Genomic DNA, 23306 nt, shown 5'->3' on the forward strand with positions numbered 1-23306 from the left:
GGCCAACCAGAAGTCAGGGCACCCGGCGCTTGCGGGGCTCGCTGGGCTCGAAGGTGCCTTCGTCGGCGTTGGTGCGCGCCTTGCGGAGGTGGCGGGTCAGGCTCCAGCCAAGCAGGCCGAGCGCCACCGCCAGCCCGATGAACACGAACATGGCCGTCCAGCCGGCCTTCACGTCCTCGGCGACGGGGACTTCGTCCACCCCGGACACGATCAGGGGGATCAGGGACATCAGCGCGTTCATGGCAACAGTCTCTCAGGCGCTCAAGTCGTCGCGCCCGCGGATGCCCGCGAACAGGTCGTCCTCGGGCAGCTCGGTCTCCACGAAGGACCGCGCCAGCTCGTAGTCCTCGGTCGGCCACGCCGCCTGGTGCACCTCGAGCGGCACGTGGAACCACGGGCCGTCGGGGTCGATCTGGGTGGCGTGGGCGAGCAGGGCCCGGTCACGTACCGGGAAGTACTCCCCGCACGGGACCCGGGTGGTGATCCGCGCGTCGTGGGCCGGGTCGACCTTCCAGTCCTTGAGCCGCTCGGCGTACGGCGACTCCAGGCCGCGGCGCAGCATCTCCTCGTGCAGCGCCTCGGTCCGCGGCCGGTTGAACCCGTGGTGGTAGTAGAGCTTCAGCGGCTGCCAGGGCTCCCCGGCCTCGGGGAACCGGTTGGGGTCCCCGGCCGCCTCGAAGGCGGCGACCGAGACGTTGTGGCACGCGATGTGGTCCGGGTGCGGGTAGCCACCGTTCTCGTCGTACGTCGTGAGCACGTGCGGGCGGAAGCTGCGGATCAGGCGCACGAGCGGCTCGGCCGCGACCTGCGGGTCCATCTGCCCGAAGCACCCCTCCGGAAGCGGGGGCTTGGGGTCGCCCTCGGGCCACCCGGAGTCCACGAACCCGAGCCAGTCCTGGGTCACGCCCAGGATCTCGCGGGCCGCCTCCATCTCCTGGCGGCGGATCTCGGTGATGTTGGCCAGCACGTCGGGCCGATCCATCTTCGGGTTCAGGATGGACCCGCGCTCGCCGCCGGTGCAGGTGACGACGTGCACGTCGACGCCCTCCTTGACGTACTTGACGGTGGAGGCGGCCCCCTTGCTCGACTCGTCGTCGGGGTGGGCGTGCACGTGCATCAGGCGGAGCATGGCGCCAAGTCTAGGGATGCGAACATGGTCCTTGTGAACGACGTGAAGACCGACGTGCTGGCGGACCGCTACGGGTCCGCGCGACCCCGCCGGCGCCCCGCCGTGATGGTCGCGTTCGTGCTCGCCACCATCCTGGTGGTGGCCTGGCTCGGCTGGATGGTCTGGGACCGGAGCAACCCGGAGGTGCAGTCCTCGCTGCGCACCTTCGACGTCGTCGACACCCGCACCGTGACTGCCGGCGTTGCCGTCAGGACCCACGGTGACGACGTCTCGGCGAGCTGCCTGCTCCGTGCTTTCGGCGACGACCACTCGGTGGTCGGCGAGAAGAACTTCAAGGTCTCCGGCTCGGAAGGGACCCGGGTCTACGAGGTGGAGGTGCGCACCGAACGGCCGGCCACCTCGGTGGAGCTGATCGGCTGCACGTCCGAGGGACAGTCCAGCCCGCGCTGATCCGGTGACGGGATCTGGCCGATGATTCTCCCTCCGGGGCGTCTCGTTGGTAACATTGTCCACTTGCCCGAATGGCCACACCGATCTGTAGGAGACATCCATGACCGAGCCGATCCAGGGCGATGTCGTCTGGTTGACCCAGGGGAAGTACGACGAGCTGCAGGCCGAGCTCGAGCACCTGCGGGGGGCCGGCCGCGCCGAGGTCGTCAAGAAGGTCAGCGAAGCCCGTGACGAGGGTGACCTGAAGGAGAACGGCGGCTACCACGCTGCGCGCGAGGAGCTCGGCAAGATCGACGGCCGCGTCCAGCAGCTGGTGGACATGCTGCGCCGTGCCCAGGTCGGCGAGACCCCTCCCGACGACGGCGTCGTCGAGCCCGGCATGAAGGTGACCGTGAAGCTGCTCGGCGCCGACCTGACCGAGGAGTTCCTCTTCGGCGCCCGTGAGATGGCCGGCGACGACATCAAGGTCTACTCCCCGCAGTCACCGCTCGGCCTGGCGATCCAGGGCGCCCGTCGCGGCGAGACCGTGACCTACACGCTGCCCAACGGCCGCGACCAGAAGGCCGAGATCCTCGAGGCCGTCCCCTACGTCGACTGAGCGCTACTCGACCACGTGGTGGGCGTGCTCGCGCAGGCGCAGGAGCACCTCCTCGGCATGCTCGAGACCACGGGTCTCCAGCTGCAACCGGACCGCGACCTCGCCCAGATGGAGCGAGGTGGTGGTCCGGTCGTGCATCACCTCGAGCACGTTGGCGCCTGCGTCGGCGAGGTCGGTGAGCAGCCGGGCCAGGCCGCCGGGGCGGTCGGGGATGTGCACCTGCAGGCTCAGGTAGCGCCCCGCCGAGGCCAGGCCGTGCCGGATCAGCTTGCCCAGCAGCAGCGGGTCCACGTTGCCGCCCGAGAGCACGGCCACCACGGGTGTCCCGAACGCCTTCGGCTGGTCCATCAGGGCCGCCACCGCGGCGGCGCCGGACGGCTCGACGACCATCTTCGCGCGCTCCAGCAGCATCACCAGGGCCCGGGAGAGTGAGTCCTCGGAGACGGTGACCACGTCGTCGACGTAGCGCTGGATCGCCTCGAACGGGACGTCGCCGGGCCGGGCCACCGCGATGCCGTCGGCCATCGTCGACATCTGGGTCAGCGCGACGGGCGCGCCCGTGCGCAGCGACTCGGGGAAGGCCGCCGCCTCCTCGGCCTGCACGCCGACCACGCGTACGTCGGGGCGCAGGCTCTTGACCGCGATGGCGATGCCCGCGAGCAGCCCGCCGCCGCCGGTGGGGACCATCACGGTCGCCGCCTCGGGGGCCTGCTGCAGGATCTCGATGCCGCAGGTGCCCTGCCCGGCGAGGATGTCGGTGTGGTCGAAGGGGTGGATGAACACCGCGCCGGTCTCGTCGGCGAACTCCTGCGCGGTGACCAGCGCCTCGGTGAGGGACTGCCCGGAGAAGCGCACCTCGGCGCCGTACCCGCGGGTGGCGTTGGCCTTGGGGATCGGCGCGCCGTGGGGCATGAACACGGTCGCCCTGATCCCGAGGAGCTGGGCCGCCAGCGCGACCCCCTGGGCATGGTTGCCGGCCGAGGCCGCGACCACTCCCCTGGCCCGCTCCGGCCCGGTGAGGCGCGAGAGCCGGACGTAGGCGCCGCGGATCTTGAAGGAGCCGGTGCGCTGCAGGTTCTCGCACTTGAGCAGGACGCGCCCGCCGACGATCGTCTGCAGCCAGCGCGACTCCTCCATCGGGGTGGTGATCGCCACCTCGGAGACCAGGCCGGCGACCGCCTCGATGTCTGTCAGGGCGACACTCACGTGGTCCCCGGTCCAGTGAGCTGCGGGCTGCCCGGGTCGTCGAGGTCGGCCAAGTCCTCACCGGTGGCGTCGCGGGGCACCGTGACGGGATCGTCGTCGGAGGCCTCCTCCGGGTCCTCGCCGACCTCGGTGTAGTTCGCGAGGTGCTGCACCACGGCGTTGAGCGACGCCGCCAGGGGTACGGCGATCAGGGCCCCGGGAATCCCGGCCACGATGATGCCCAGGGCGATGGCGACGATCACGCCGAGCGGGTGCACCGAGACGAAGCGGCCCATCAGGAACGGCTGGAGGACGTGGGCCTCGAGCTGCTGGACGGCGAGGACGACACCGAACATGAGCAGCGCGGTGAACGGCCCCTGGGCGACGAGGGCGACCAGCACGGCGACACCACCGGAGACGAACGCCCCGATCATCGGGACGAACGCGCCGAGGAAGACCAGCACACCGATGGCGCCCACGAAGGGCACGCCCAGCGCGAAGGCGCCGACCATGATCCCGATGGCGTCCGTGGCCGCCACCAGCACGGTGGCGCGCACGAACTGGGTCAGCGAGGTCCACGCCACCCGACCCGAGGAGTCGGCCCGGAGGCGTCCCGCACGGGGGAAGAGGCGGACCATCCAGGCCCAGATCATCGCGCCGTCGGCGAGGAAGAAGTAGGTGGCGAACAGCACGATGAACAGTCCCGCCACGACGTTGCCCACCGCGGCACCCACCTCGGTGACCTTGCCGACGGCGTCCTCGCCGAGGTTCGTGATCTGGGACTGCGCCCGGTCCAGGGCCTCGGTGATCTGGGAGTCGGTGATGTTCAGCGGGCCGGTGAGCAGCCAGTTGCGGATCTGCTCGATGCCGTCGGTGACCTGCTTGGACAGGTCCCCGACCCCGGAGACCACCTGGTTGCTGACGAAGGTCACCATCAGCGTGATCACGCCGATGCCGCCGATCACGACCAGGAGCGCGGCCAGCTTGCGCGGGATCCCGATCCGCTGCATCACCGTCACCAGCGGGCTCGCGAGCGCCGCGATCAGCAGGGCGATCACGATCGGGAGGACGACCACCATGAAGTAGTTGAACAGCCACAGGATCGCCAGCGCCGAGATGGAGATGACGATGAACCGCCAGGCCCAGGCCGCGGCGAGGTCGACGCCGTAGGGCACCTGTGCCCGCTTGAGGTTCGAGGGTCCCCCGGCGATCTCCGGCTGCTCGTTCATGGCGCGGCGGGCGGCGCGCACCTCCGCCCACTGGGCCGCGATCCGCTCGCGCAGCTCGGAGCTCTCGCTCTCGATCTGCTCCTCCCGGGAGTCGCCCCGTGACCGCGCCCGCTCACGCGCCCGGCCGATCAGGTCCTTGGGGATACCTCGCACGCGGACAGGCTACGTGCCAGCGCGCCCGCGGCAGCACGATGACGCTCCGCGAGAAGGCCGACGGCGGCGAGCACGTGCCGCCGGTCCACGACCGCCCTCGGGTCCTCGGGCAGCTGCCACCCCTCGGGCGAGGGGCCGGTCAGCGCGTGGTGCAGACGCTCCAGCGCAGGGTCGGTCGCGTGCCGCAGCACTCCTCCGGAGGTGATCAGCAGGTCCACGGCGCGGAGGTCCTTGCCGCTGCGCTCGACCACCCTCCCGGTGGGACCCACCACGACCCGCGAGCGCCCGACGTGGCGGCGCAGCGCGAGCACGGCGGCGGCCCGGGCGAGCTGCTCGTCCACCTCGCGCTCGAGTTCGCTGTCGGGCAGGAAGGACGGCTCCGTGCTGCGGCGTACGGCCTGGGCGGCGAGCTCCTCGCCGAGCAGGCCCGCCTCGCGCCCGGCCTCCCAGGTGGTCTCCGCGCTCCAGCGCACTCCGAGGTCGGCCTCGACGGTGCGGCTCAGGGGCACGGTGGCGACGACCTCCCTGGACAGCTCCGCGGTCTCCGGGTCGACGCGCACCGCGGAGTGCACGTCGGTGGTGGCGCCGCCGATGTCCACCACGACGACCCCGTTGCCGCCGGTCTCGGCCGCGAGCACCTCGACCCCGCTCAGCACCAGGTCGGGGGTGGCGCCGCGCACCATCGAGACGAAGTCGGCCCTGCGGCTCAGCTGCTTGCCGCCGATCACGTGCGCCAGGAACATCTCCCGGATCGCGCGTCGCGCAGGCTCGGGGTCGAGCACGCCGATCCGCGGGACCACGTTGTCGGTGACCACGACGGGGAGGCCGTCGAGCAGGTCGACCACGTCCTGCTGGGCCTCACGGTTGCCGGCGACCACGACCGGTCCGCGCCAGCCGCTGCCCACGATCCGGCGGGCGCCGTCGAGGACGCCGTCCCGGTCGCCACCGTCGGTCCCCCCGGTGAGCAGCACCACGTCGGGGCGGGCGACCTCTCCGAGGTCGCGGTAGCGGGCCTCGTCGGAGGCCCGGCTGAGCACGGCGACGACCTTGCCGCCGCTGGAGAGCGCCACCCGGCGCCCCGCCTCGGCGGTGACCAGCTCCTCGTTGCCGACCACCGCGATCCGCAGGCCGCCGCCGGCCGACGAGCAGGCCAGCACCTCGGCGTCGAGGACCTCGGGCCGGCCCTCTGCGAGCGCCGAGCGGCAGGCATCCACGCCGTCGAGGACGTCGGTCTCGATCGTGGTCCGGTGGCTGGCCACGGCGAGCAGGGCCCCGGTCTCGTCGTCGACGAGGGCTGCCTTGGTGAACGTGGACCCCACGTCCACGCAGACGACAGCGGTCACCTCGAGCCGTCAGCCCAGGGCGCGGTCGAGGTCCGACAGCAGGTCGTCGACGGTCTCGATGCCGACGCTGAGCCGGATCAGGTCGCCGGGCACCTCCAAGTCGGTCCCGGCCACGCTCGCGTGCGTCATCCGGCCGGGGTGCTCGATCAGCGACTCCACCCCGCCGAGGGACTCGCCGAGCGTGAAGATCTCGGCGCGGCCGCACACGTCGACCGCGTGCTGCTCCCCGCCCGAGACCTGGAAGGACACGATCCCGCCGTACCTCTTCATCTGGCGGCTCGCGACCTCGTGGCCGGGGTGCTCCTCCAGCCCCGGGTAGAGCACCCTGGTGACGGACTCGTGGGCGGTGAGGAACTCCACGACCTTCTCGGCGTTGTCGCAGTGGCGGTCCATCCGGACGCCGAGGGTCTTGAGCCCGCGGAGCACCAGCCAGGAGTCGAAAGGGCCGGCCACCGCGCCGACGGAGTTGTGGTGGAACGCGATCAGCTCGGCGAGCTCGAGGTCGCGCACGACCAGCGCCCCGCCGACGACGTCGGAGTGCCCGCCACAGTACTTCGTGGTGGAGTGCACGACCACGTCCGCGCCGAGGGTGAGCGGCTGCTGGAGGTACGGCGAGGCGAAGGTGTTGTCCACGACCAGCAGCGCCCCCGCCTCGTGGGCGACCGCAGCCAGCGCCTCGATGTCGCCGACGTTGAGCAGCGGGTTGGTCGGCGTCTCCACCCAGACCGCCTTCGTCCGGCCGGGGACGATCGCGGCGCGGACTGCGTCGAGGTCGCTCACGGCGGCGGAGCCGTGCTCGAGGCCCCACCGGCTGAACACCTTGTCGACGAGGCGGTAGGTGCCGCCGTACGCGTCGTCGGGGATCACGAGGTGGTCTCCGGGAGCGCAGATCGCCCGCAGCAGGCTGTCCTCGGCGGCGAGCCCCGAGGCGAACGCGAACGCCCGCTCCCCCAGCTCCAGCGACGCGAGGTTGCCCTCGAGCGCGGTCCGGGTGGGGTTCCCCGAGCGGCTGTACTCGTAGCCGCCCCGCATCCCGCCGACCCCGTCCTGCTTGTAGGTCGAGGTCGCGTAGATCGGGGGGATCACCGCACCGGTCATCGGATCCGGCTCGTAGCCCGCGTGGATGGCGCGCGTCTCGAAACCGGACTTGTTCGTCTGCTCCTGGCTCACCCGCCCGAGGCTACTCGCCACGGAGTGAGCGCTCACCGGCTGCCGGGAAGGTCCGGGGCGCCTAGGTTGTTGGCCTGGTGGCACCCCACGAAAGGCAACTGATGTTCCAGCGAACCAAGAGCACCCTCCCCACCGCCGAGCAGGCCCTCCCCGGGCGTCCCGAGCGGCCCTTCCAGCTCTCCGAGCGGCACAAGGCACTCGACGCGCCCCTGGTCACCGACGAGGTGCCCGAGGGCTACGAGGTGGCGCTGTTCGGCCTCGGCTGCTTCTGGGGCGCCGAGGAGATCTTCTGGCAGGTCCCGGGCGTGTGGTCGACCTCGGTCGGGTACGCCGGCGGCACCACCCCGAACCCGTCGTACGAGGAGGTGTGCAGCGGGCGTACCGGGCACACCGAGGCCGTCCGGGTGGTCTACGACCCCGCCAAGGTCTCCTACGCCGACCTGGTCGCGACCTTCTACGAGGTGCACGACCCGACCCAGGGGATGCGCCAGGGCAACGACCACGGCACCCAGTACCGCTCGGCGATCTACGTCACGTCCCCCGAGCAGCAGATGGTGGCCGAGCTGGTCACCGAGCGCTACCAGCCCGAGCTGACCAAGCGCGGCTACGGCCAGATCACCACCGAGATCAAGCCCGCGGAGGAGTACTACTACGCCGAGGACCACCACCAGCAGTACCTGCTGAAGAACCCGTTCGGGTACCGCTGCCACTCCGCGACCGGGGTCCCCTGCCCCCGGTGAGCCTTCTCACCCGGGGGCCGCAGCGGGTTCGCCTGAGTTTGAGAACGATCCGATTGTCTGCACACTGGGGGCCATGAGCGACCAGACTCCGCCCACCGGCCAGCCCACACCGCCCCCCTCCGAGGGTGTCGGGGAGGGCGTGACGACCGGTCAGGACTCCGCTCCGCCGCCTCCGCCGCCGGTCGACCCGCCCGGGCCCGACGCGACGGGTGCCACGCCCCCGCCGCCGGCACCCAAGAGCCGCAAGAACCTGCTGATCGGGCTGGTGGCAGGCGTGCTGGTGCTGGCCCTGATCGGCGGCGCCGTGGCGACCTACCTGCTCACGCGCGGGCCGGACACTCACTCGATCACCGTGACCTCCAAGGCCGGCGGGATGGAGCGCGACAAGGCCCAGGAGAAGGCGCTCGAGAGCCAGCTCACCGCGACCGAGGACCAGTTCGAGAAGCAGTTCAAGGTCGACACGGTCAAGGCGGGCCTCTACAAGCAGGAGAAGGCCTCGCGCGGCCCCGAGGGGCAGATGCTGTTCGTCGGCTTCGAGTTCAAGACGCCCTCGGAGAAGAACCCCTCCAAGATGATCAAGCAGCTCCGGACCATCGCGGAGCGCAACAAGCTCGAGGCCGCCGACATCTCCACCGGCGACGACGACAGCAAGGCCGTCTGCCTGGGCACTCCCGCCGAGGCCGCCCAGCAGAGCACCAGCTGCTTCTGGTTCACCCAGGACTCCGGCGGCGGTCTGTTCCCCAACGTGGCGGGCTACGACGTGAAGCAGGTCTCCTCGATCCTGCGCGACGTCCGCTCGGACGTCGAGAAGACCGAGTAGTCACCTGCTGACCCGGTGGGGCCGGACGCTCGATCGCGAACGGCCGCTCCCGGAGTACCCCCGCCCGCAGCTGGTCCGCGACCGGTGGGTGAACCTCAACGGGATCTGGGAGCACGCGTTCACCCCGGGCCCGGAGCGTCCCGAGGTCTGGGCCGGCCCGATCGTGGTGCCGTTCTCCCCAGAGGCGGAGCTCTCCGGCGTCGGCCGGCAGCTCGGGCCCGACGAGTGGCTGTGGTACCGAAGGACCCTGGCAGCACCCGACCTCCCGCAGGGAGGACGGGTGCTGCTGCACTTCGGCGCCGTCGACCAGACCTGCACCGTGTGGGTGGACGGGCGCGAGGCCGGGTCCCACACCGGCGGCTACCTCCCCTTCACCCTCGACGTCACCGACCTGCTCGGCCCCGGTGAGCACGTGCTCGAGGTGCAGGTGCGCGACCTCTCCGAGACCGGGGTGCATGCGCGCGGCAAGCAGCGCCTCGACCGGGGCACGATCTGGTACACCGCGCAGTCGGGCATCTGGCAGACCGTGTGGCTCGAGGCGGTGCCGGCCACCCACGTCGCGGGGCTCACCCTGGTGCCCCACCTCGACGAGGGCGCGCTGGAGGTGACCGTGCATGGCGCCGGCCCCGCCGCCGGCGCGGCCCGGGTGGTGGTCACCAGCGGCGCGAGCGTGGTCGCGACCGCCACCGTGCCCGTCGGGCAACCGGCGCTGGTCCCCCTCTCCGAGGTCCGTCCGTGGTCGCCTGCGGACCCCCATCTCTACGACCTCGAGGTGACCCTCGGCGCGGACCGCGTCACGTCGTACGCCGGCCTGCGCTCGTTCGGGGTCGGGACCGACGACCAGGGCCGTCCCCGGCTGCTGCTCAACGGCGAGCCGTGCGTGCACGTCGGCGTGCTGGACCAGGGCTACTGGCCCGACGGACTGATGACCCCTCCGAGCGACGAGGCCCTGGTCCACGACATCGAGGCGATGAAGGCGCTGGGCTTCACGATGCTGCGCAAGCACGCCAAGATCGAGCCGCTGCGGTGGTATGCCCACTGCGACCGGCTCGGGATGCTCGTCTGGCAGGACATGGTCAACGGCGGCGCCCGCTACCGCGCCCTGACCACCACGATGCCCGCGACGCGACCGGTCCGGCTCAGCGACCGGCGCCACACCCTGTTCCACCGCGACGACGCGGAAGGCCGGGCGGAGTTCCGGCGCGAGGTCGCCGAGACGGTGGAGCTGCTGCGCAACGTGGTCTCGGTGGCCGTGTGGACGCCGTTCAACGAGGGCTGGGGCCAGTTCGACGCCAACGAGATCGCCCTCGAGGTGGCCCGTCTCGACCCCACCCGCCAGGTGAACCACGTGAGCGGGTGGGTGGACCAGGGCGGCGGGGACATCCGCAGCTTCCACAGCTACGTGCGGCCGTTCCGGATGCCCGGTAGCTGGCGCCGACGGCTCGGCGGCAGGCGCGGTCGGCGCGTGGTCGCGCTCACCGAGTACGGCGGCCACAGCATGCGGGTGGAGGGGCACGACTGGAGCAGCCGCGAGTTCGGCTACCGGCACGCCGCCGACGCCGCCGAGCTCGAGGCCGGCTTCGTCGCGCTGCACGAGCCGCTGGTCGACGCCGTCCGCGAGGGGCTCTCCGCGACCGTCTACACCCAGCTGAGCGACGTCGAGGACGAGCTGAACGGACTGCTGACCTGGGACCGGGAGGTGCTCAAGCTCGACCCGGCAGTGGTCCGGAAGGTCACCGCGGCGCTCACCGGCGCCGTGGCCCGGGACGAGCCCTTCGAGGAGCCGGGGCTGACCTCGCTCAGGTGACGGCGTCGACCCAGCGCTGGCCGACGACCTGGAGGCCGGCCGTCCCGGCGGTCAGCTCCGCCACGATCTCCTCGGCGGCGGCGCGGGCTCTCGGCGGGATCGCGAAGCGCAAGGACGCCTCGCCGGTGTACCCACCCCGAGCACCCGGGCACCTCGCGAGCGCAGGGCGTGCTCGAGCCGTCCTACGGCGGCGATGTCGACCTCGACCTCGCACAGGTCCTGCAGCATCCGCTCGACCACGCCCACCTCGTCGAGCGCGGCGCGGGTGGCTCCGGCGTACGCCCTGGCGAGGCCTCCGGTGCCGAGCAGGGTGCCCCCGAACCAGCGCGAGGTCACCGCGACGACGTCGCTGACCTCGCGCCCGCGCAGCACCTCGAGCATCGGTGCTCCCCCGGTCCCGGGAGGCTCGCCGGCGTCGTTCGAGTGCGCGACGGCACCAGTGGGGCCCAGCACGTAGGCGGTGCAGTGGTGGCTGGCGCCCCAGAACTGCCGGCGCACCTGCTCGATCACGGCGCGGGCCTCCTGCTCGTCACCGACGCGGGCGACGTCGCAGCGGAACCGCGACCGGCTCTGCTCGATCTCGGCGAACCCCGCCCGGCGGATGGTGAGGTACGACGTCTGGGACACGTCTCCTCGTTCCCCCCGGGGCGGCTTTGGCACGATCAGTGCATGCGTATCGTCTCACTCCTGCCCAGCACCACGGAGATCCTGTTCGCGATCGGCGCCGGTGACGAGGTCGTCGGGGTGACCTTCGAGTGCGACCACCCGCCCGAGGCCCGCCAGCGACGGATCGTCTCGACCAGTGCCCTGCCCGAGGGCCTGGGCCCGGCCGGCATCGACGCCCACGTCTCGGCCGCGATGCGGGCCGGCGAGGACCTCTACCACCTCGACGAGGGGGCCCTGGCCGGTCTCGACGCCGACCTCGTCGTCACCCAGGACCTGTGCGCGGTGTGTGCGGTGGACGTCTCGGTCGTCGACGACGCACTGGCCCACCTCGGCTGCACCGCCGAGGTGCTGACCATCGACCCGCACACGCTCGAGGAGGTGCTCGCCTCGATCACCACGCTGGGTCGCGCCACGGGCCGGGAGCCGGAGGCGCTGGCCCTGGTCGCGTCCCTGGAGGCGCGGCTGGACGCCGTACGCGACGAGGTGGCGCGGCGGGCGGCACCCACCCGCCCGAACGTGCTGCTCCTGGAGTGGACCGACCCGCCGTTCGCCCCGGGGCACTGGGTTCCCGAGATGGTGCTGGCGGCCGGCGGGGTCCCCACGATCGGTGCGGCCGGCGAGAAGTCGGTGCGGGTCACCTGGGACCAGGCGCTGACGGTCGAGCCCGACCTCGTGGTGTGCGCCCCGTGCGGCTACGACCTCGAGGGCTCCACCGAGCTGGCCCGGGCGGTGGTGGAGTCCGGGGCGCTTCCCGCCACGACGCCGGTGTGGGCCGTGGACGCGAACGCGTCGTTCGCACGGCCCGGGCCCCGGCTGGTGGACGGCGTGGAGTCGCTGGCACGCATCTTCGACACGGGAGGTGCGGCGCCGGCGGGCGGGTCGGCAGCGCGGGTGCGCTGAGCCGATCGCGGCCACCGAGGTGGCAGTCCGGAGGTGGTGAGGCAGCCTTGGGATAGCCACCCCACCACCAGGTATCCGTGGGTGATGGAAGTGGAGGGACTCGCTTGCGCGAGCTTTCCATGCCTCGGAACCACACACCGGCTGCGGACGGGAACCACTGGGCCGATCTGCTTGATCAGAGTATGCAGTGCCCCGCCTGGAAGGGGAGACATTTCGGACACAAATATTCCGGCATTTCGGACCTCAGCCGTGGGCCACGAAGCTCAGCAGGTCCTGCCTGGTGAGTACGCCGACCGGCCGACCGTCCTCCTGCACGAGCAGCGCGTCGGCGTCGCGCAGGGCGGCGACCGCCTCGGCCACGCCGATGCCGGCTCCAACAGTGGGCAGCGGCTCGTCCATGTGCAGCTCGACCTGGTCGGTCAGCCGGGCCTGGCCGGTGTAGAGCACGTCGAGCAGCCTGCGCTCGGAGACCGAGCCGGCCACCTCTGCGGCCATCACCGGCGGCTCGGCACGCACGACCGGCATCTGCGAGACGCCGTACTCCTGGAGGATCTTGACCGCGTCGGCGATCGTCTCGGCGGGGTGGGTGTGCACCAGCGCGGGGATGTCCCCCTTCTTGGCGTGCAGCACCTCCCCGATCGTGAGCCCGCTCTGCGTTCCGTCGACGAACCCGAAGCGGCCGAGCCACTCGTCGTTGAACACCTTGGTCAGGTAGCCGCGGCCGCTGTCGGGGAGCAGCACCACGATCACCGCATCGGCACCGCCGGGTGTGGCGTCGAGCTCGTGGGCGAGCTGGACCGCGGCGTGCGCCGCCATCCCCGAGGAGCCGCCCACCAGCAGGCCGTCCTCGCGCGCCAGCCGACGCGTCATCGCGAACGAGTCCCCGTCGGAGACCTCGATGATCCGGTCCGCGATCTCGCGGTCGTAGGTCTCCGGCCAGAAGTCCTCGCCGACACCCTCCACGAGGTAGGGACGCCCGCTGCCACCGGAGTAGACCGAGCCGGCGGGATCGGCGCCGACCACCACGATGTCGGGGTTGCGCTCCTTGAGGTAGCGGCCCACCCCGCTGATCGTGCCGCCGGTGCCCATCCCGGTGACGAAGTGGGTGATCCGGCCCTCGGTCTGCTCCCAGATCTCCGGCCCGGTCTGCTCGTAGTGGGAGAGCGGGTTGTTCACGTTGGCGTACTGGTTCGGCTTCCAGGCGCCGTCGACCTCGCGCACCAGCCGGTCCGAGACGCTGTAGTAGCTGTCCGGGTGGTCGGGCTCCACCGCCGTGGGGCACACCACGACCTCCGCGCCGTAGGCCTTGAGGACGTTGCGCTTGTCCTCGCTGACCTTGTCCGGGCACACGAAGATGCACTTGTAGCCCCGCTGCTGGGCCACCAGGGCCAGCCCGACCCCGGTGTTGCCGGAGGTGGGCTCCACGATCGTGCCGCCGGGCTTGAGCTCCCCGCTCTCCTCGGCCGCATCGATCATCCGGATCGCGATCCGGTCTTTGACCGACCCTCCAGGATTGAGGTACTCGACCTTGGCGAGCACCAGCGGGGAGGCGCCGTCGACGGTTCGGTTCAGCTTGACCAGAGGAGTGTTGCCGATGAGCTCCAGCAGTGAGTTCGCGTACTTCATGTAGCCAACCTACCGGCCCGATCGGCGGCGCGTAGCGGGCCCGGTTTGCAAGCACCGACACGCCTCACGGGTGCATCAAAAATGCACTTCAGCCCCACCCGACCCAAAAAATGGTGCATACTGCTCGAAGTTGCTTACACCGTCTGGGGGCCGTTTTGCGAGGGAGACACGCCGATATGACTAGCCGACGTCCGAAGATCCTGGTTCGGGCCATCGTCGGCCTCCTCTCTCTCGGCGTGGTGCTCACACCTGCTCTCGCCGACGGAGCAGCGAGCGCCGCGAAGACCAAGGACCCGAAGTTCCGGGTGGTCAGCCCGCCCAACGTGTTCTACCCGGTCACCGGGGGCAAGAAGGTCAAGGACCTCAAGACCTACCGCAAGAAGCACAAGGCCACCGACATCCGCACCGGCTGCGGGTCCGTGGCCTGGGCGAGCCACCCCGGCGTCGCCTGGATCTACCGCGACCCCGCCTGGGGCGGCCGCTCCGTGGTGAGCGTCATCAGCGGCAACCCGGGCATCACCACCCGCTACCGCTACCTGAGCCGGGTGCTGGTCAGCAACGGCCAGGCGATCCAGTCCGGCCAGGCACTGGGCAACCTCGGCACCAAGCCGAAGTCGAAGTCCAAGAAGTGCGCGCTCCAGTTCTCCGTCGCCGGCGCCAAGGGCCCGGTGAACCCCTCGAGTTGGTTGAACGCGATGGTCGGCAAGACCCCGCCCGTCTCCGGGCTGTTCAGCATGAAGGGCATCACCCTCGCCTCGTTCAACCTGCTCGGCGCCAGCCACACGGCGTCAGGCTCGCGCGGGTTCTCCACCTTCCCCTCGAGGCTGGCCCGCACGTTCTCCATGTTCAACTCCCGTGCCATCGACGTGGTCGGCACCCAGGAGTTCCAGGAGCGGCAGTTCGACCACTGGACCGCCCAGGGCTACGCGAAGACGTTCGGCGCCTACTACTGGGATCCCGCCGGGAAGCGACGCGACACCGAGAACGCGATCCTGTGGCGCAAGTCGACGATGGAATTCGTCTCCGGGTCCACCTACGACATCCCCTACTTCAACGGCAACATCCGCCGGGTCCCCGTGGTGCTGCTGCGCCACAAGGCGAGCGGCCGCACGGCGTACTTCCTCAACGTGCACAACCCGGCCAACGTCAAGGGGCCGGCCGCCAAGTGGCGCGCCCAGGCCATCGCGATCGAGCGCAAGAAGATCGTCGCGCTGCGGGCCACCGGTCGCCCGGTGTTCATCACCGGCGACTTCAACGACCGCCAGGCCGCGTTCTGCCCGCTCACGGCCGGGAAGCTGATGATCTCGCCGAACAGCCTGCCGAGCACGACCTGCGCCTACCCCAAGCAGGGCTCGATCGACTGGATCTTCGCCGCCGGACAGGCTCGGTTCTCGTACTTCCAGCGCGACACCTCGCCGCAGAAGAACAAGATCAGCGACCACCCCCTGGTCATCACCCGGGCACACCTGCAGAACTGACGGGGCCCTTCCGTAGGATCACCACCGTGAGCACAGGAGCAGCGGCGCGCCGGATTGCCGCCGCACTGGCCTACGGCGGTGGCGGGGCCTCGGTGCTGGGCGCCTCGGTCTACGGCCTGCTGCGGGCCGAGGCGAAGCTCGCCCGACGCACGATCGGCAACGCCGTGGGCCGGACGCCGGACGCCACCGGGTGGTACGGCCGCGGCCGTCCCGGCCCCGCGATCAGGATCGCCCTGCTGGGCGACTCCAGTGCCGCCGGGTACGGCGTGGACACGGTGGAGCAGACCCCCGGCGCCTGGCTGGGCTCCGGGGTGGCCGAGCGCGCCGACCAGCGCGTGCACCTGCGGGAGTTCGCTGCGGTCGGCGCCCAGTCCAAGGACCTCGAGCAGCAGGTCACCCGCGCCCTGCTCACCGACCCGCACGTGGCAGTGATCCTGATCGGCGCCAACGACGTCACGAACACCGTGCTCCCCTCCGCGTCGGTGCGCTTCCTCTCCGCGGAGGTACGCCGCCTGCGGGAGGCCGGCGTCGCGGTGGTGGTCGGCACCTGTCCCGACCTCGGCACCGTCTCGCCGATCCCGTTCCCGCTCCGTCAGGTGGCCAGGACCTGGTCACGACAGCTGGCGGCCGCGCAGACGGTCGCCGTGGTCGAGGCCGGTGGGCGAACCGTCTCGCTGAGCTCCATCCTCGGACCGGAGTTCGCGGCCGCCCCGGCGCTGCTGTTCGGACCCGACCAGTTCCACCCCTCGGCCGCGGGCTACGAGTCCCTCGCCCGGGTGCTGGTGCCCTCGGTGCTCTCCGCCCTCGGCAAGGGCGAGGCCGAGGAGGAGACCCCGCGGGTAGGCCGGGGCGAGGCCGTGCTGCCGATCGGGTACGCCGCGGTCAAGGCGAGCCGCAACCCCGGCACCGAGATCGACGGCACCGAGGTCGGTGGCGCGAAGCGGGGCATGGGTGGTCGCTGGGTGACGCTGATGCGGCGCCGCCTGCTGCCCACCGGCGAGGCGGAGACCCCCGAGGACGGCGTCGCCGACGCCGCAGATGGCCCGGAAAGCCCAGACGCCCCGGCCGACGAATCGACCGAGGCGCCTGCGTAGCTGGCTGGGTGACCCGAGGGTCAGTCGCCGCGCATGATCGCGAGCAGCCGGAGCAGCTCGATGTAGATCCACACGATGGTGACGGTCAGGCCGAAGGCCGCACGCCACGACTCGCGCTCGGGGAGCCCGGCAGCGATGCCCCGCTCCACGTAGTCGAAGTCCAGGATCAGCATCAGCACACCGAGGCCCAGGCCGATCAGGCTGGAGACGAAGCCCATGGGGCCGAAGCCGTTGAAGCCGAAGCTGCTGCCGAAGAAGCCCAGCACCATGTCGAGCAGGCTGACCGCGACGAAGCCGAACAGCGCGCCGATCACCCACATGCGGAACTTGGCGCCGACCTTGATGTTGAAGAACTTGTAGGCGGCGAGGGTGCCCGCGACGGCGGCCATCGTGCCGACGACCGCACCGATCACCAGGCCACCCTGGCTGGAGTCGGGGCTGGCGAACATCGCCTCGATCGCCTTGCTGAACGCACCGATGAAGATGCCCTCGACGGCGGCGTAGGCCAGCACCAGCGCGGGGCTGACGACCTTCTTGAACGAGTTGACCATCGCCAGGACGAAGCCGACCAGCGCGCCCACCAGGGCGAGGCTGTAGAGCGAGCCGAGCGAGGTCTCGCTGGTCACCTCAGGGGTCATGAACCAGGTGATCGCGGCCGTCAGGACCACGACACCCAGCGTGAGGCCGGTCTTCTGCACCACCGAGTCGATGGTCATCCGGCCCTGGTCGACCTGCGGCGCGGGCTGTCCGGGCGCCCCGATCCCCCACTGGGAGGGGTCGTTGCCGTAGCCGGCGTACTGCTGCCCGCCGCCCGGGTAGGCGGCCGCGCCGTTGCCGCGACTGTTGAAGCCCTCGGCTCGGGTGAAGATCGGGTTCTTGCTCTGCATGCTGTGTGTCCTCCTCGGAGGCTGTTGCGAAGCTCCCACCCTGGGGTTCGCGTGACGGGCCCGACCCTACCGGGGCGTCACCTGTGAAACGTCCGGGACCGGGGTGATGTTCCCGGCGCGTTCGTCCGGGTTCCTCACCAGTTGCGCCCCCGAGGCGTCCTGAGCGTGCCCCGGGTGGGACTCGAACCCACACTGAGCGGTGTTTAAGACCGTTTCCTCTGCCGATTGGGACACCGGGGCTGGTCTCGCAGTGCTCGACCACCCCGTGATCATAGGGAGGCGCGACCGAGCTCCGCGGCCCGTCCGAGAACGGCGTCGATCATCGGCTCGGTGAGCCGGCCGGTGAAGGTGTTCTGCTGCGAGGGGTGGTAGCAGCCCAGCAGGGTGAGCGGGCCGGGGCCCGAGGACCCGTCCGAGAACCGCACCTCGGCCGCATGGCCGAACTTCGGCCGAGGGCGCGGGATCGGCACCCCCGCCGACCCCAGGGCCCGCAGGGCGGCGTCCCAGCCGATGCCGCCCAGGCAGACCACCGCGCGCAGCCGGGGCAGCAGCAGCTCGATCTCGCGGGCCAGCCAGGGGGCGCAGGTGTCCCGCTCCTGCGTCGTGGGGAGGTTCTGCGGCGGCGCGCACTTGACCGCGGCGGCCATCCGGGCGCCGATCAGCCGCTGCCCGTCCCCCGCGTGGACCGAGGTGGGCCGGCTTGCGAGACCGACGCGGTGGAGCGAGGCGAACAGCCAGTCGCCGGACCGGTCACCGGTGAAGATCCGGCCGGTGCGGTTGCCGCCGTGGGCGGCCGGAGCCAGCCCGACGATCAGGATCGTGGCCTCCGGGTCGCCCCAGCTCGCGATCGGGCGGCCCCAGTAGCTCTCCCCGGCGTACGACGCCCGCTTCTCGTGCGCCACCTTCTCGCGCCACGCGACCAGCCGCGGGCACGCCGCGCACACGGAGCTGCGTGCCTCCAGGACCGGCAGCGAGGCTCGCGAGGACAGCCGCACCACGCCTGCGGCCGACCGCGCCACCGGCGGTACCGGGGCACCGGGACCGACCGGGTCGTCGGGCCAGCCCGAGCCAGGGGGCACCGGGCTGGGGAAGCCCGCGGGCATCGGCGAGGCGCCGTCCGGCTCAGGCACGACCCTGGTCGCCGGCCGCGTCGGGCCCGGTCAGGGACCACGCGATCCCGTCGAGGATGTCGTGCTCGGAGACCAGCATGGAGCCGACGCCGGTGCGTCGCAGGATGCGGTCCAGGATCAGCCCGCCCGCGCCGATGACGTCGGCCCGGCCGGGGTGCATGTAGGGCAGCGCCTTGCGCTGGTCGACGCTCATCGTGAGCAGCCTGGTGACCAGTCCCTGGATCGCGTCGGGACGCAGCACGCTGTGGTGGATCACGGTGCTGTCGTAGAAGGACAGGTCGAGCACGCCCGCCGCCAGCGTGGTCACCGTGCCTGCGACCCCGATGACCGCGCCCGCGTCGGCGGGGTCCACCGAGCACCGGTCGAGCGCCTCGTCGATGTCCGCGATCGCCGAGGCGATCTGGTCCCGACCGGGCGGGTCGTCGTGGAGGTGGCGCTCGTTGAGCCGCACGGAGCCGATGTCGAGGGACTCCTGGGCGACGATGGTGCCGTCGGCCCGCCCGAGGACCAGCTCCGTGGACCCGCCGCCGATGTCCAGGACCAGGATCGGCTCGCCCAGCGGGGGCAGGTCGCGGGTCGCGCCCGCGAAGCTCATCGAGGCCTCGGCGTCACCGTCGAGGACCTCGGGATCGACCCCGGTGCGCTCGCGGATGCCGGTCAGGAAGTCCTCGGAGTTCTCCGCGTCCCGGGCCGCAGAGGTCGCGCAGAAGCGGATCGCCCGCACGTTGTGCTCCTCCACGACCGCCATGAACTCCTCGACCGCGCCGAACACGCGCGCCAGCGAGGCGTCAGCGATCCGCCCGGTGCGGTCCACCCCCTGGCCGAGGCGTACGACGCGCATCTCGCGGACCAGGTCCGTGATCGTGCCCGCCTCGGCGTCGATGTCGGCGACGAGCAGCCTCAGCGAGTTGGTGCCGCAGTCGAAGGCGGCGACCCGGGTCACTTGCCCTCCTCCGCGGGGACCGAGACGCAGGGTCCGCTGCGCCACCACTCCCCCAGCTCGGCCAGCACCTCGTCACCCAGCGGGTTGGTCCCCGGTCCCTGGGCCAGGGACTGCGCGGCGAGCACGTGCAGGCACTTCACCCGGTCGGGCATCCCGCCGGCGGAGACCCCCGCGATCTCGGGGACCTCGCCGATCTCCGCCCGCGCCGCGAGATAGGCCTCGTGCGCACGACGGTAGCCCGCGGCGAGCTCCTCGTCGTCCTGGAGCCGCTGGCTCATCTCGCGCATCAGCCCACTCGCCTCCAGCGTGCCGATCATCGACGCGGCCCGCGGGCAGGTGAGGTAGAAGGTCGTCGGGAACGGGGTGCCGTCGTCGAGGCGGGGCTCGGTGGTCACCACGTCGGGGTTGCCGCACGGGCACCGGTGGCCGACGGCGTGGATCGCGCGCGGAGGGCGCCCGAGCTGGGCCCGGACCACGGCGACGTCCCGGTCCGAGATGTGCCCCTCGGGTCCGGGGCGAGCGGGCTCGTCCTGGCTCACTGGCCGGGAGTGGGGCTGGGGGTGGGCAGGGGCGCGGGGGTGATCTTGGTGACCGGGGTGGGCGCCTTCTTCGGGTGGTCGGCGGCCTCGAGGGAGCTGTAGACCTTGTCCCACCAGGGGTCGGGCACCGGACGCGCCACCGAGTCGGGGTCGGTCAGCTCGTCGTCGCGCTCCAGCGGCTTCCCGTCACGGTCGATCACCTGGTAGCTGGTCTCCCCCGGCATCACCCAGCCGAACCGCTCCCGGGCCTGGGCCTCGACGTAGGCGTCATCCTTCCAGCGTCGCTTCTCACGCTCCAGCGCGGAGATGTCCCGCTCGGAGGTGACGATCTTCGCGCGCAGGTCGGCGATGTGGGAGCGCTGCTGGAGGTAGGCGCGCATGGAGGAGGCGTAGGACACGACGAGCACCGCGAGGACTACGACCAGGATCGCCATCCGGTTGGTGAACCGGGGCCGCGGGGCGGGCTGGGCCGTCGTACGTGCGCGTTCGCTGCCCCGGGCGCCTGGCCGGTTGTTGCCCGGCAGCCGTCCGGGGCGGCTCCCCTTGCGGGGACCGCTCTGGGTACGACGGGTGGCCATGGCTCAGTCGCCCGGCTCAGGCCTGGTATCTGGGGAACGCGCCTCGGCCGGCGTAGCGCGCCGCGTCGTCGAGCTCCTCCTCGATACGCAGCAGCTGGTTGTACTTCGCGACCCGCTCGGAGCGCGCGGGGGCACCGGTCTTGATCTGGCCGCAGTTCGTGGCAACGGCGAGGTCGGCGATCGTGGTGTCCTCGGTCTCGCCGGAACGGTGGCTCATCATGCAGCGGAACCCGCTGCGGTGGGCCAGGTCGACGGAGTCGAGGGTCTCGGTCAGGGAGCCGATCTGGTTGACCTTGACGAGCAGCGCGTTGGCCTGCCCGCCTGCGATGCCGCGAGCCAGCCGCTCCACGTTGGTGACGAACAGGTCGTCGCCGACGATCTGGATCTGGCCGCCGAGCCGGTCGGTCATCGCCTTCCAGCCGTCCCAGTCCTCCTCGTCGAGAGGGTCCTCGATCGAGACGATGGGGTAGGCGGAGACGAGGTCGGCGTAGTAGTCGACCATCTGCTCCGAGGTCTTCTGCGCACCCTCGAAGCCGTAGGCCTTGTCCTCGAAGAACTCGCTGGCCGCGACGTCGAGCGCCAGGGCGAAGTCGGTGCCGAGCTTGAACCCGGCCGACTCGACAGCCTGCGCGATCAGGTCCAGGGCCGCCCGGTTGCTGGCCAGCTCGGGGGCGAAGCCGCCCTCGTCGCCCACCCCGGTCGCCAGCCCCTGCTTCTTCAGCACGGCCTTGAGCGCGTGGTAGACCTCGGCGCCCTGCTGGAGCGCCTCGCGGAAGGAGGAGGCGCCGATCGGCGCGATCATGAACTCCTGGACGTCGACGTTGGTGTCCGCGTGGGCGCCGCCGTTGAGGATGTTCATCATCGGCACCGGGAGCAGGTGGGCGTTGGGCCCGCCGACGTAGCGGAACAGCGGCAGCCCCGCGCTCTCCGCGGCGGCCCGGGCCACGGCCAGGGAGACGCCGAGGATCGCGTTGGCGCCGAGGTTGGCCTTGTTGGGGGTGCCGTCGAGGTCGAGCATCGCCTGGTCGACGAGGCGCTGGTCGCTGGCGTCGAGGCCGATGATCTCGGGCTCGATCTGGTCCTGCACGGCGCTGACGGCCTTCTCGGTGCCCTTGCCGCCGTAGCGGGAGCCTCCGTCACGGAGCTCGACTGCCTCGAAGGCGCCGGTCGAGGCACCCGAGGGGACGGCTGCGCGGCCCAGCGAGTCGTCGTCGAGGAGCACCTCGACCTCGACCGTGGGGTTGCCGCGGGAATCCAGGATCTCCCGGGCGATGACGGTGTCGATGGAAGCCAAGACGTTTGCTCCTGGGTCGAAGGATCGGCCGTTCGATCGGGCCTGCTGCGCGATCCACCCTAGCGCCGAGCGCCGGTGATCCCGGGCAGCACCCGCGCTCGGTCGGCGGCCGGTCGCACCTTCCGCGCGACCGCTCGGCGCGGCTGCCTCTCAGGTGCCGGTGCCGAAGCGGACCGGGAGCTCGGAGTCGACGGTGGCCACGGGCTCGCAGGAGCGCGTCGTCACCGCGCAGGCCACCAGCTCCGCGGGTCCCTCCCCCGCGCCGGCGAGTCCGTAGAAGGTGTCCGGGCCGGACCAGCCGGCCAGCTCGAAACCGACGGGGACCCGCACCCCGCTGCGGTCCGGGCCCCGGAGCCGGTCCCGGGCGGTGGCGGCGTCCACGTCCTCGGCGGGTACGGCGCGCCCGTCGCCGGTGTCGAAGGCGTGCACCGTCGGCGTGCCGGAGCCGGTCACGGTGACCTTGATCCGGCTGCCGTCGAGGGTGGACTCCAGGGCGGTCACGCCGGTGATCCCGGTGCCCTTGAGGCGCGAGAGGTCGGTGAACCAGAGCTCGCCCTGGTGGAGGAGGTAGATCCCGCCCGGCGCCGCGACGAACGCGTCCACCCCGACCGGCGAGAGGTCGACCTTGCGCCCCGAGACGTGCAGGACGTTGCCCTGGGCCCACACGACGTCCCCGGGCCGCACCACGTCCCGGCCAGCCGGCACCGAGTCCGGCACGGCGGTGGTGGGCGCTGCGGGCGAGGCGGTCACGGTGCGCGTGGGGGCCACCATCTCGTCGTCGTCACCGATCTCGCAGCCACTGGTGAGCGCAGCGAGGGCACCGAGCAGGACCGTGGCGAGCACGAGCCTCGGTCGCGAGGTCATGCTGTGGCCCGGCGTACGGCGTCGCGCAGGGCCTGCTCGGGGTCCTGCCCCGTCTCGCGGGCCTCCGCCACCAGGGCGAGGAGCCGGTCACCGAGGTCCGGGGAGCCCTGCGGCGCCGGCAGCGACCCGGCGCGCTCGAGCCGGTCCAGGACCTTCGCGGCCAGGGTGAGTGCGGGCAGCTCGAGCGGGATGCCGTCGAGCAGGCCGGGACGCTGCTTCTCGGTGGCCTTGAGCCGCTCCCAGTTCGCGTTGATCCGGTCCGGGTCGGTCTCCTGCACGTCGCCGAAGACGTGCGGGTTGCGGGTGATCATCTTGTGCACCAGACCGCGGGCGACGTCCTCGATGTCGAACTCGCCCGCCTCCGCGGCGATCGCCGCGTGCAGGTAGACCTGCAGCAGGACGTCGCCGAGCTCCTCGCGGAGGTGGTCGGGGCTGCCGCCGGTCTCCAGCGCCTCGATGGCCTCGATGGCCTCGTAGGTCTCCTCCAGCAGGTGCTTGACCAGCGAGCGGTGGGTCTGCGCGGCCTTCCAGGCGCACTCGGCGCGGAGTCGGGCCATGATCTCGACAAGCTCGATCAACGGGGACTCGCCCTTCAACGGGGACTCGCCGTTCAGCGGGGACTCGCCGTTCAGCGGGGACTCGCCGTTCAGCGGGGACTCGCCGTTCAGCGAGCCGACCACAGC

General features: G+C 71.6%; 24 protein-coding genes and 1 tRNA gene. 8 read left to right on the plus strand and 17 right to left on the minus strand.

The genetic code is table 11. The features are described from left to right. Window positions 1-13: 13 nt before the first annotated feature. Together AC4BGB_RS08830 and mca are read right to left on the minus strand one after the other, a co-directional pair. Complete coding sequence (locus AC4BGB_RS08830; RefSeq protein WP_490546411.1) at window positions 14-241, minus strand: hypothetical protein; 228 nt, start codon at window positions 239-241, stop codon at window positions 14-16. Between the two features lie 12 nt (window positions 242-253). After that, window positions 254-1129: a mycothiol conjugate amidase Mca gene (gene mca, locus AC4BGB_RS08835; protein ID WP_490546412.1), complete on the minus strand. Its 876-nt coding sequence runs from the start codon at window positions 1127-1129 to the stop codon at window positions 254-256. A gap of 24 nt (window positions 1130-1153) precedes the next feature. Between mca and AC4BGB_RS08840 the strand changes: the two genes are divergently transcribed. Together AC4BGB_RS08840 and greA are read left to right on the plus strand one after the other, a co-directional pair. Beyond that, complete coding sequence (locus AC4BGB_RS08840; protein ID WP_490546413.1) at window positions 1154-1579, plus strand: DUF4307 domain-containing protein; 426 nt, start codon at window positions 1154-1156, stop codon at window positions 1577-1579. 100 nt (window positions 1580-1679) lie between these two features. Next, complete coding sequence (greA, locus tag AC4BGB_RS08845; RefSeq protein ID WP_490546414.1) at window positions 1680-2177, plus strand: transcription elongation factor GreA; 498 nt, start codon at window positions 1680-1682, stop codon at window positions 2175-2177. 3 nt (window positions 2178-2180) lie between these two features. Here the strand turns inward: greA and ilvA are convergent, their stop codons facing one another. From ilvA to AC4BGB_RS08865, 4 genes are read right to left on the minus strand one after another with little or no spacing between them, the layout of a single operon-like run. Further along, window positions 2181-3383 carry a threonine ammonia-lyase gene (ilvA, locus tag AC4BGB_RS08850; RefSeq protein WP_490546415.1) on the minus strand — a complete coding sequence of 401 codons (1203 nt, stop codon included), beginning with the start codon at window positions 3381-3383 and terminating at the stop codon, window positions 2181-2183. Next, window positions 3380-4744, minus strand: coding sequence for an AI-2E family transporter (locus tag AC4BGB_RS08855; RefSeq protein ID WP_490546416.1), 1365 nt, complete (start codon window positions 4742-4744; stop codon window positions 3380-3382). Before AC4BGB_RS08855 ends, ilvA begins: the two co-directional genes overlap by 4 nt. Continuing rightward, a complete protein-coding gene (locus tag AC4BGB_RS08860) occupies window positions 4720-6087 on the minus strand; it encodes a glutamate mutase L (protein ID WP_490546417.1) in 1368 nt (455 codons plus the stop codon). The genes AC4BGB_RS08855 and AC4BGB_RS08860 overlap by 25 nt, the downstream gene beginning before the upstream one ends. 9 nt (window positions 6088-6096) lie before the next feature. After that, complete coding sequence (locus tag AC4BGB_RS08865; RefSeq protein WP_490546418.1) at window positions 6097-7257, minus strand: cystathionine gamma-synthase; 1161 nt, start codon at window positions 7255-7257, stop codon at window positions 6097-6099. A 101-nt stretch (window positions 7258-7358) separates the two neighbouring features. On the opposite strand from AC4BGB_RS08865, the gene msrA reads away from it, so the two are divergent. The 3 genes from msrA to AC4BGB_RS08880 all read left to right on the plus strand — a co-directional run bounded on the left by msrA (window position 7359) and on the right by AC4BGB_RS08880 (window position 10624). After that, entirely contained in the window at window positions 7359-7997 is a 639-nt protein-coding gene (gene msrA, locus AC4BGB_RS08870) for a peptide-methionine (S)-S-oxide reductase MsrA (protein WP_490546419.1), read from the plus strand. A 73-nt stretch (window positions 7998-8070) separates the two neighbouring features. Continuing rightward, complete coding sequence (locus AC4BGB_RS08875; RefSeq protein ID WP_490546420.1) at window positions 8071-8817, plus strand: hypothetical protein; 747 nt, start codon at window positions 8071-8073, stop codon at window positions 8815-8817. Window positions 8818-8905: 88 nt separating this feature from the next. Beyond that, complete coding sequence (locus AC4BGB_RS08880) at window positions 8906-10624, plus strand: glycoside hydrolase family 2 protein (RefSeq protein WP_490546421.1); 1719 nt, start codon at window positions 8906-8908, stop codon at window positions 10622-10624. Between the two features lie 51 nt (window positions 10625-10675). On the opposite strand, the gene AC4BGB_RS08885 is transcribed toward AC4BGB_RS08880, so the two are convergent. Further along, entirely contained in the window at window positions 10676-11251 is a 576-nt protein-coding gene (locus tag AC4BGB_RS08885) for an IMPACT family protein (RefSeq protein WP_490546422.1), read from the minus strand. 42 nt (window positions 11252-11293) lie between these two features. Here AC4BGB_RS08885 and AC4BGB_RS08890 point away from each other — a divergent pair, with 42 nt between their 5' ends. After that, window positions 11294-12190 (plus strand): cobalamin-binding protein, encoded by an 897-nt coding sequence (locus AC4BGB_RS08890; protein ID WP_490546423.1) that lies wholly within the window; start codon window positions 11294-11296, stop codon window positions 12188-12190. A gap of 243 nt (window positions 12191-12433) precedes the next feature. Here AC4BGB_RS08890 and AC4BGB_RS08895 read toward each other — a convergent pair whose 3' ends face one another. Continuing rightward, window positions 12434-13816: a cystathionine beta-synthase gene (locus tag AC4BGB_RS08895; protein ID WP_490546424.1), complete on the minus strand. Its 1383-nt coding sequence runs from the start codon at window positions 13814-13816 to the stop codon at window positions 12434-12436. A 176-nt stretch (window positions 13817-13992) separates the two neighbouring features. Here AC4BGB_RS08895 and AC4BGB_RS08900 point away from each other — a divergent pair, with 176 nt between their 5' ends. Next, complete coding sequence (locus AC4BGB_RS08900) at window positions 13993-15294, plus strand: endonuclease/exonuclease/phosphatase family protein (RefSeq protein WP_490546425.1); 1302 nt, start codon at window positions 13993-13995, stop codon at window positions 15292-15294. 26 nt (window positions 15295-15320) lie between these two features. Beyond that, on the plus strand, window positions 15321-16388 hold the full coding sequence (locus tag AC4BGB_RS08905) for an SGNH/GDSL hydrolase family protein (RefSeq protein ID WP_490546426.1): 1068 nt from the start codon (window positions 15321-15323) through the stop codon (window positions 16386-16388). Between the two features lie 20 nt (window positions 16389-16408). On the opposite strand, the gene AC4BGB_RS08910 is transcribed toward AC4BGB_RS08905, so the two are convergent. From AC4BGB_RS08910 to AC4BGB_RS08950, 9 genes are all read right to left on the minus strand, one after another. Continuing rightward, on the minus strand, window positions 16409-17275 hold the full coding sequence (locus AC4BGB_RS08910; protein ID WP_490546427.1) for a Bax inhibitor-1/YccA family protein: 867 nt from the start codon (window positions 17273-17275) through the stop codon (window positions 16409-16411). Window positions 17276-17441: 166 nt separating this feature from the next. Next, a tRNA-Leu gene (locus tag AC4BGB_RS08915) sits at window positions 17442-17515 on the minus strand. Between the two features lie 29 nt (window positions 17516-17544). Beyond that, a complete protein-coding gene (locus tag AC4BGB_RS08920; protein WP_490546802.1) occupies window positions 17545-18378 on the minus strand; it encodes a uracil-DNA glycosylase in 834 nt (277 codons plus the stop codon). A gap of 19 nt (window positions 18379-18397) precedes the next feature. Beyond that, complete coding sequence (locus AC4BGB_RS08925; RefSeq protein WP_490546428.1) at window positions 18398-19348, minus strand: Ppx/GppA phosphatase family protein; 951 nt, start codon at window positions 19346-19348, stop codon at window positions 18398-18400. Next, complete coding sequence (locus AC4BGB_RS08930) at window positions 19345-19845, minus strand: DUF501 domain-containing protein (protein ID WP_490546803.1); 501 nt, start codon at window positions 19843-19845, stop codon at window positions 19345-19347. The genes AC4BGB_RS08925 and AC4BGB_RS08930 overlap by 4 nt, the downstream gene beginning before the upstream one ends. Window positions 19846-19883: 38 nt before the next feature. After that, a complete protein-coding gene (locus AC4BGB_RS08935) occupies window positions 19884-20465 on the minus strand; it encodes an FtsB family cell division protein (protein ID WP_490546429.1) in 582 nt (193 codons plus the stop codon). Window positions 20466-20481: 16 nt separating this feature from the next. Then, entirely contained in the window at window positions 20482-21759 is a 1278-nt protein-coding gene (gene eno / locus AC4BGB_RS08940) for a phosphopyruvate hydratase (protein WP_490546430.1), read from the minus strand. Between the two features lie 150 nt (window positions 21760-21909). Beyond that, window positions 21910-22623, minus strand: coding sequence for a hypothetical protein (locus AC4BGB_RS08945; RefSeq protein WP_490546431.1), 714 nt, complete (start codon window positions 22621-22623; stop codon window positions 21910-21912). Next, complete coding sequence (locus AC4BGB_RS08950; protein WP_490546432.1) at window positions 22620-23303, minus strand: nucleoside triphosphate pyrophosphohydrolase; 684 nt, start codon at window positions 23301-23303, stop codon at window positions 22620-22622. The genes AC4BGB_RS08945 and AC4BGB_RS08950 overlap by 4 nt, the downstream gene beginning before the upstream one ends. Between the last annotated feature and the right edge of the window lie 3 nt (window positions 23304-23306).

The sequence above is a fragment of the Nocardioides sp. Z30_9 genome, assembly GCF_058215735.1.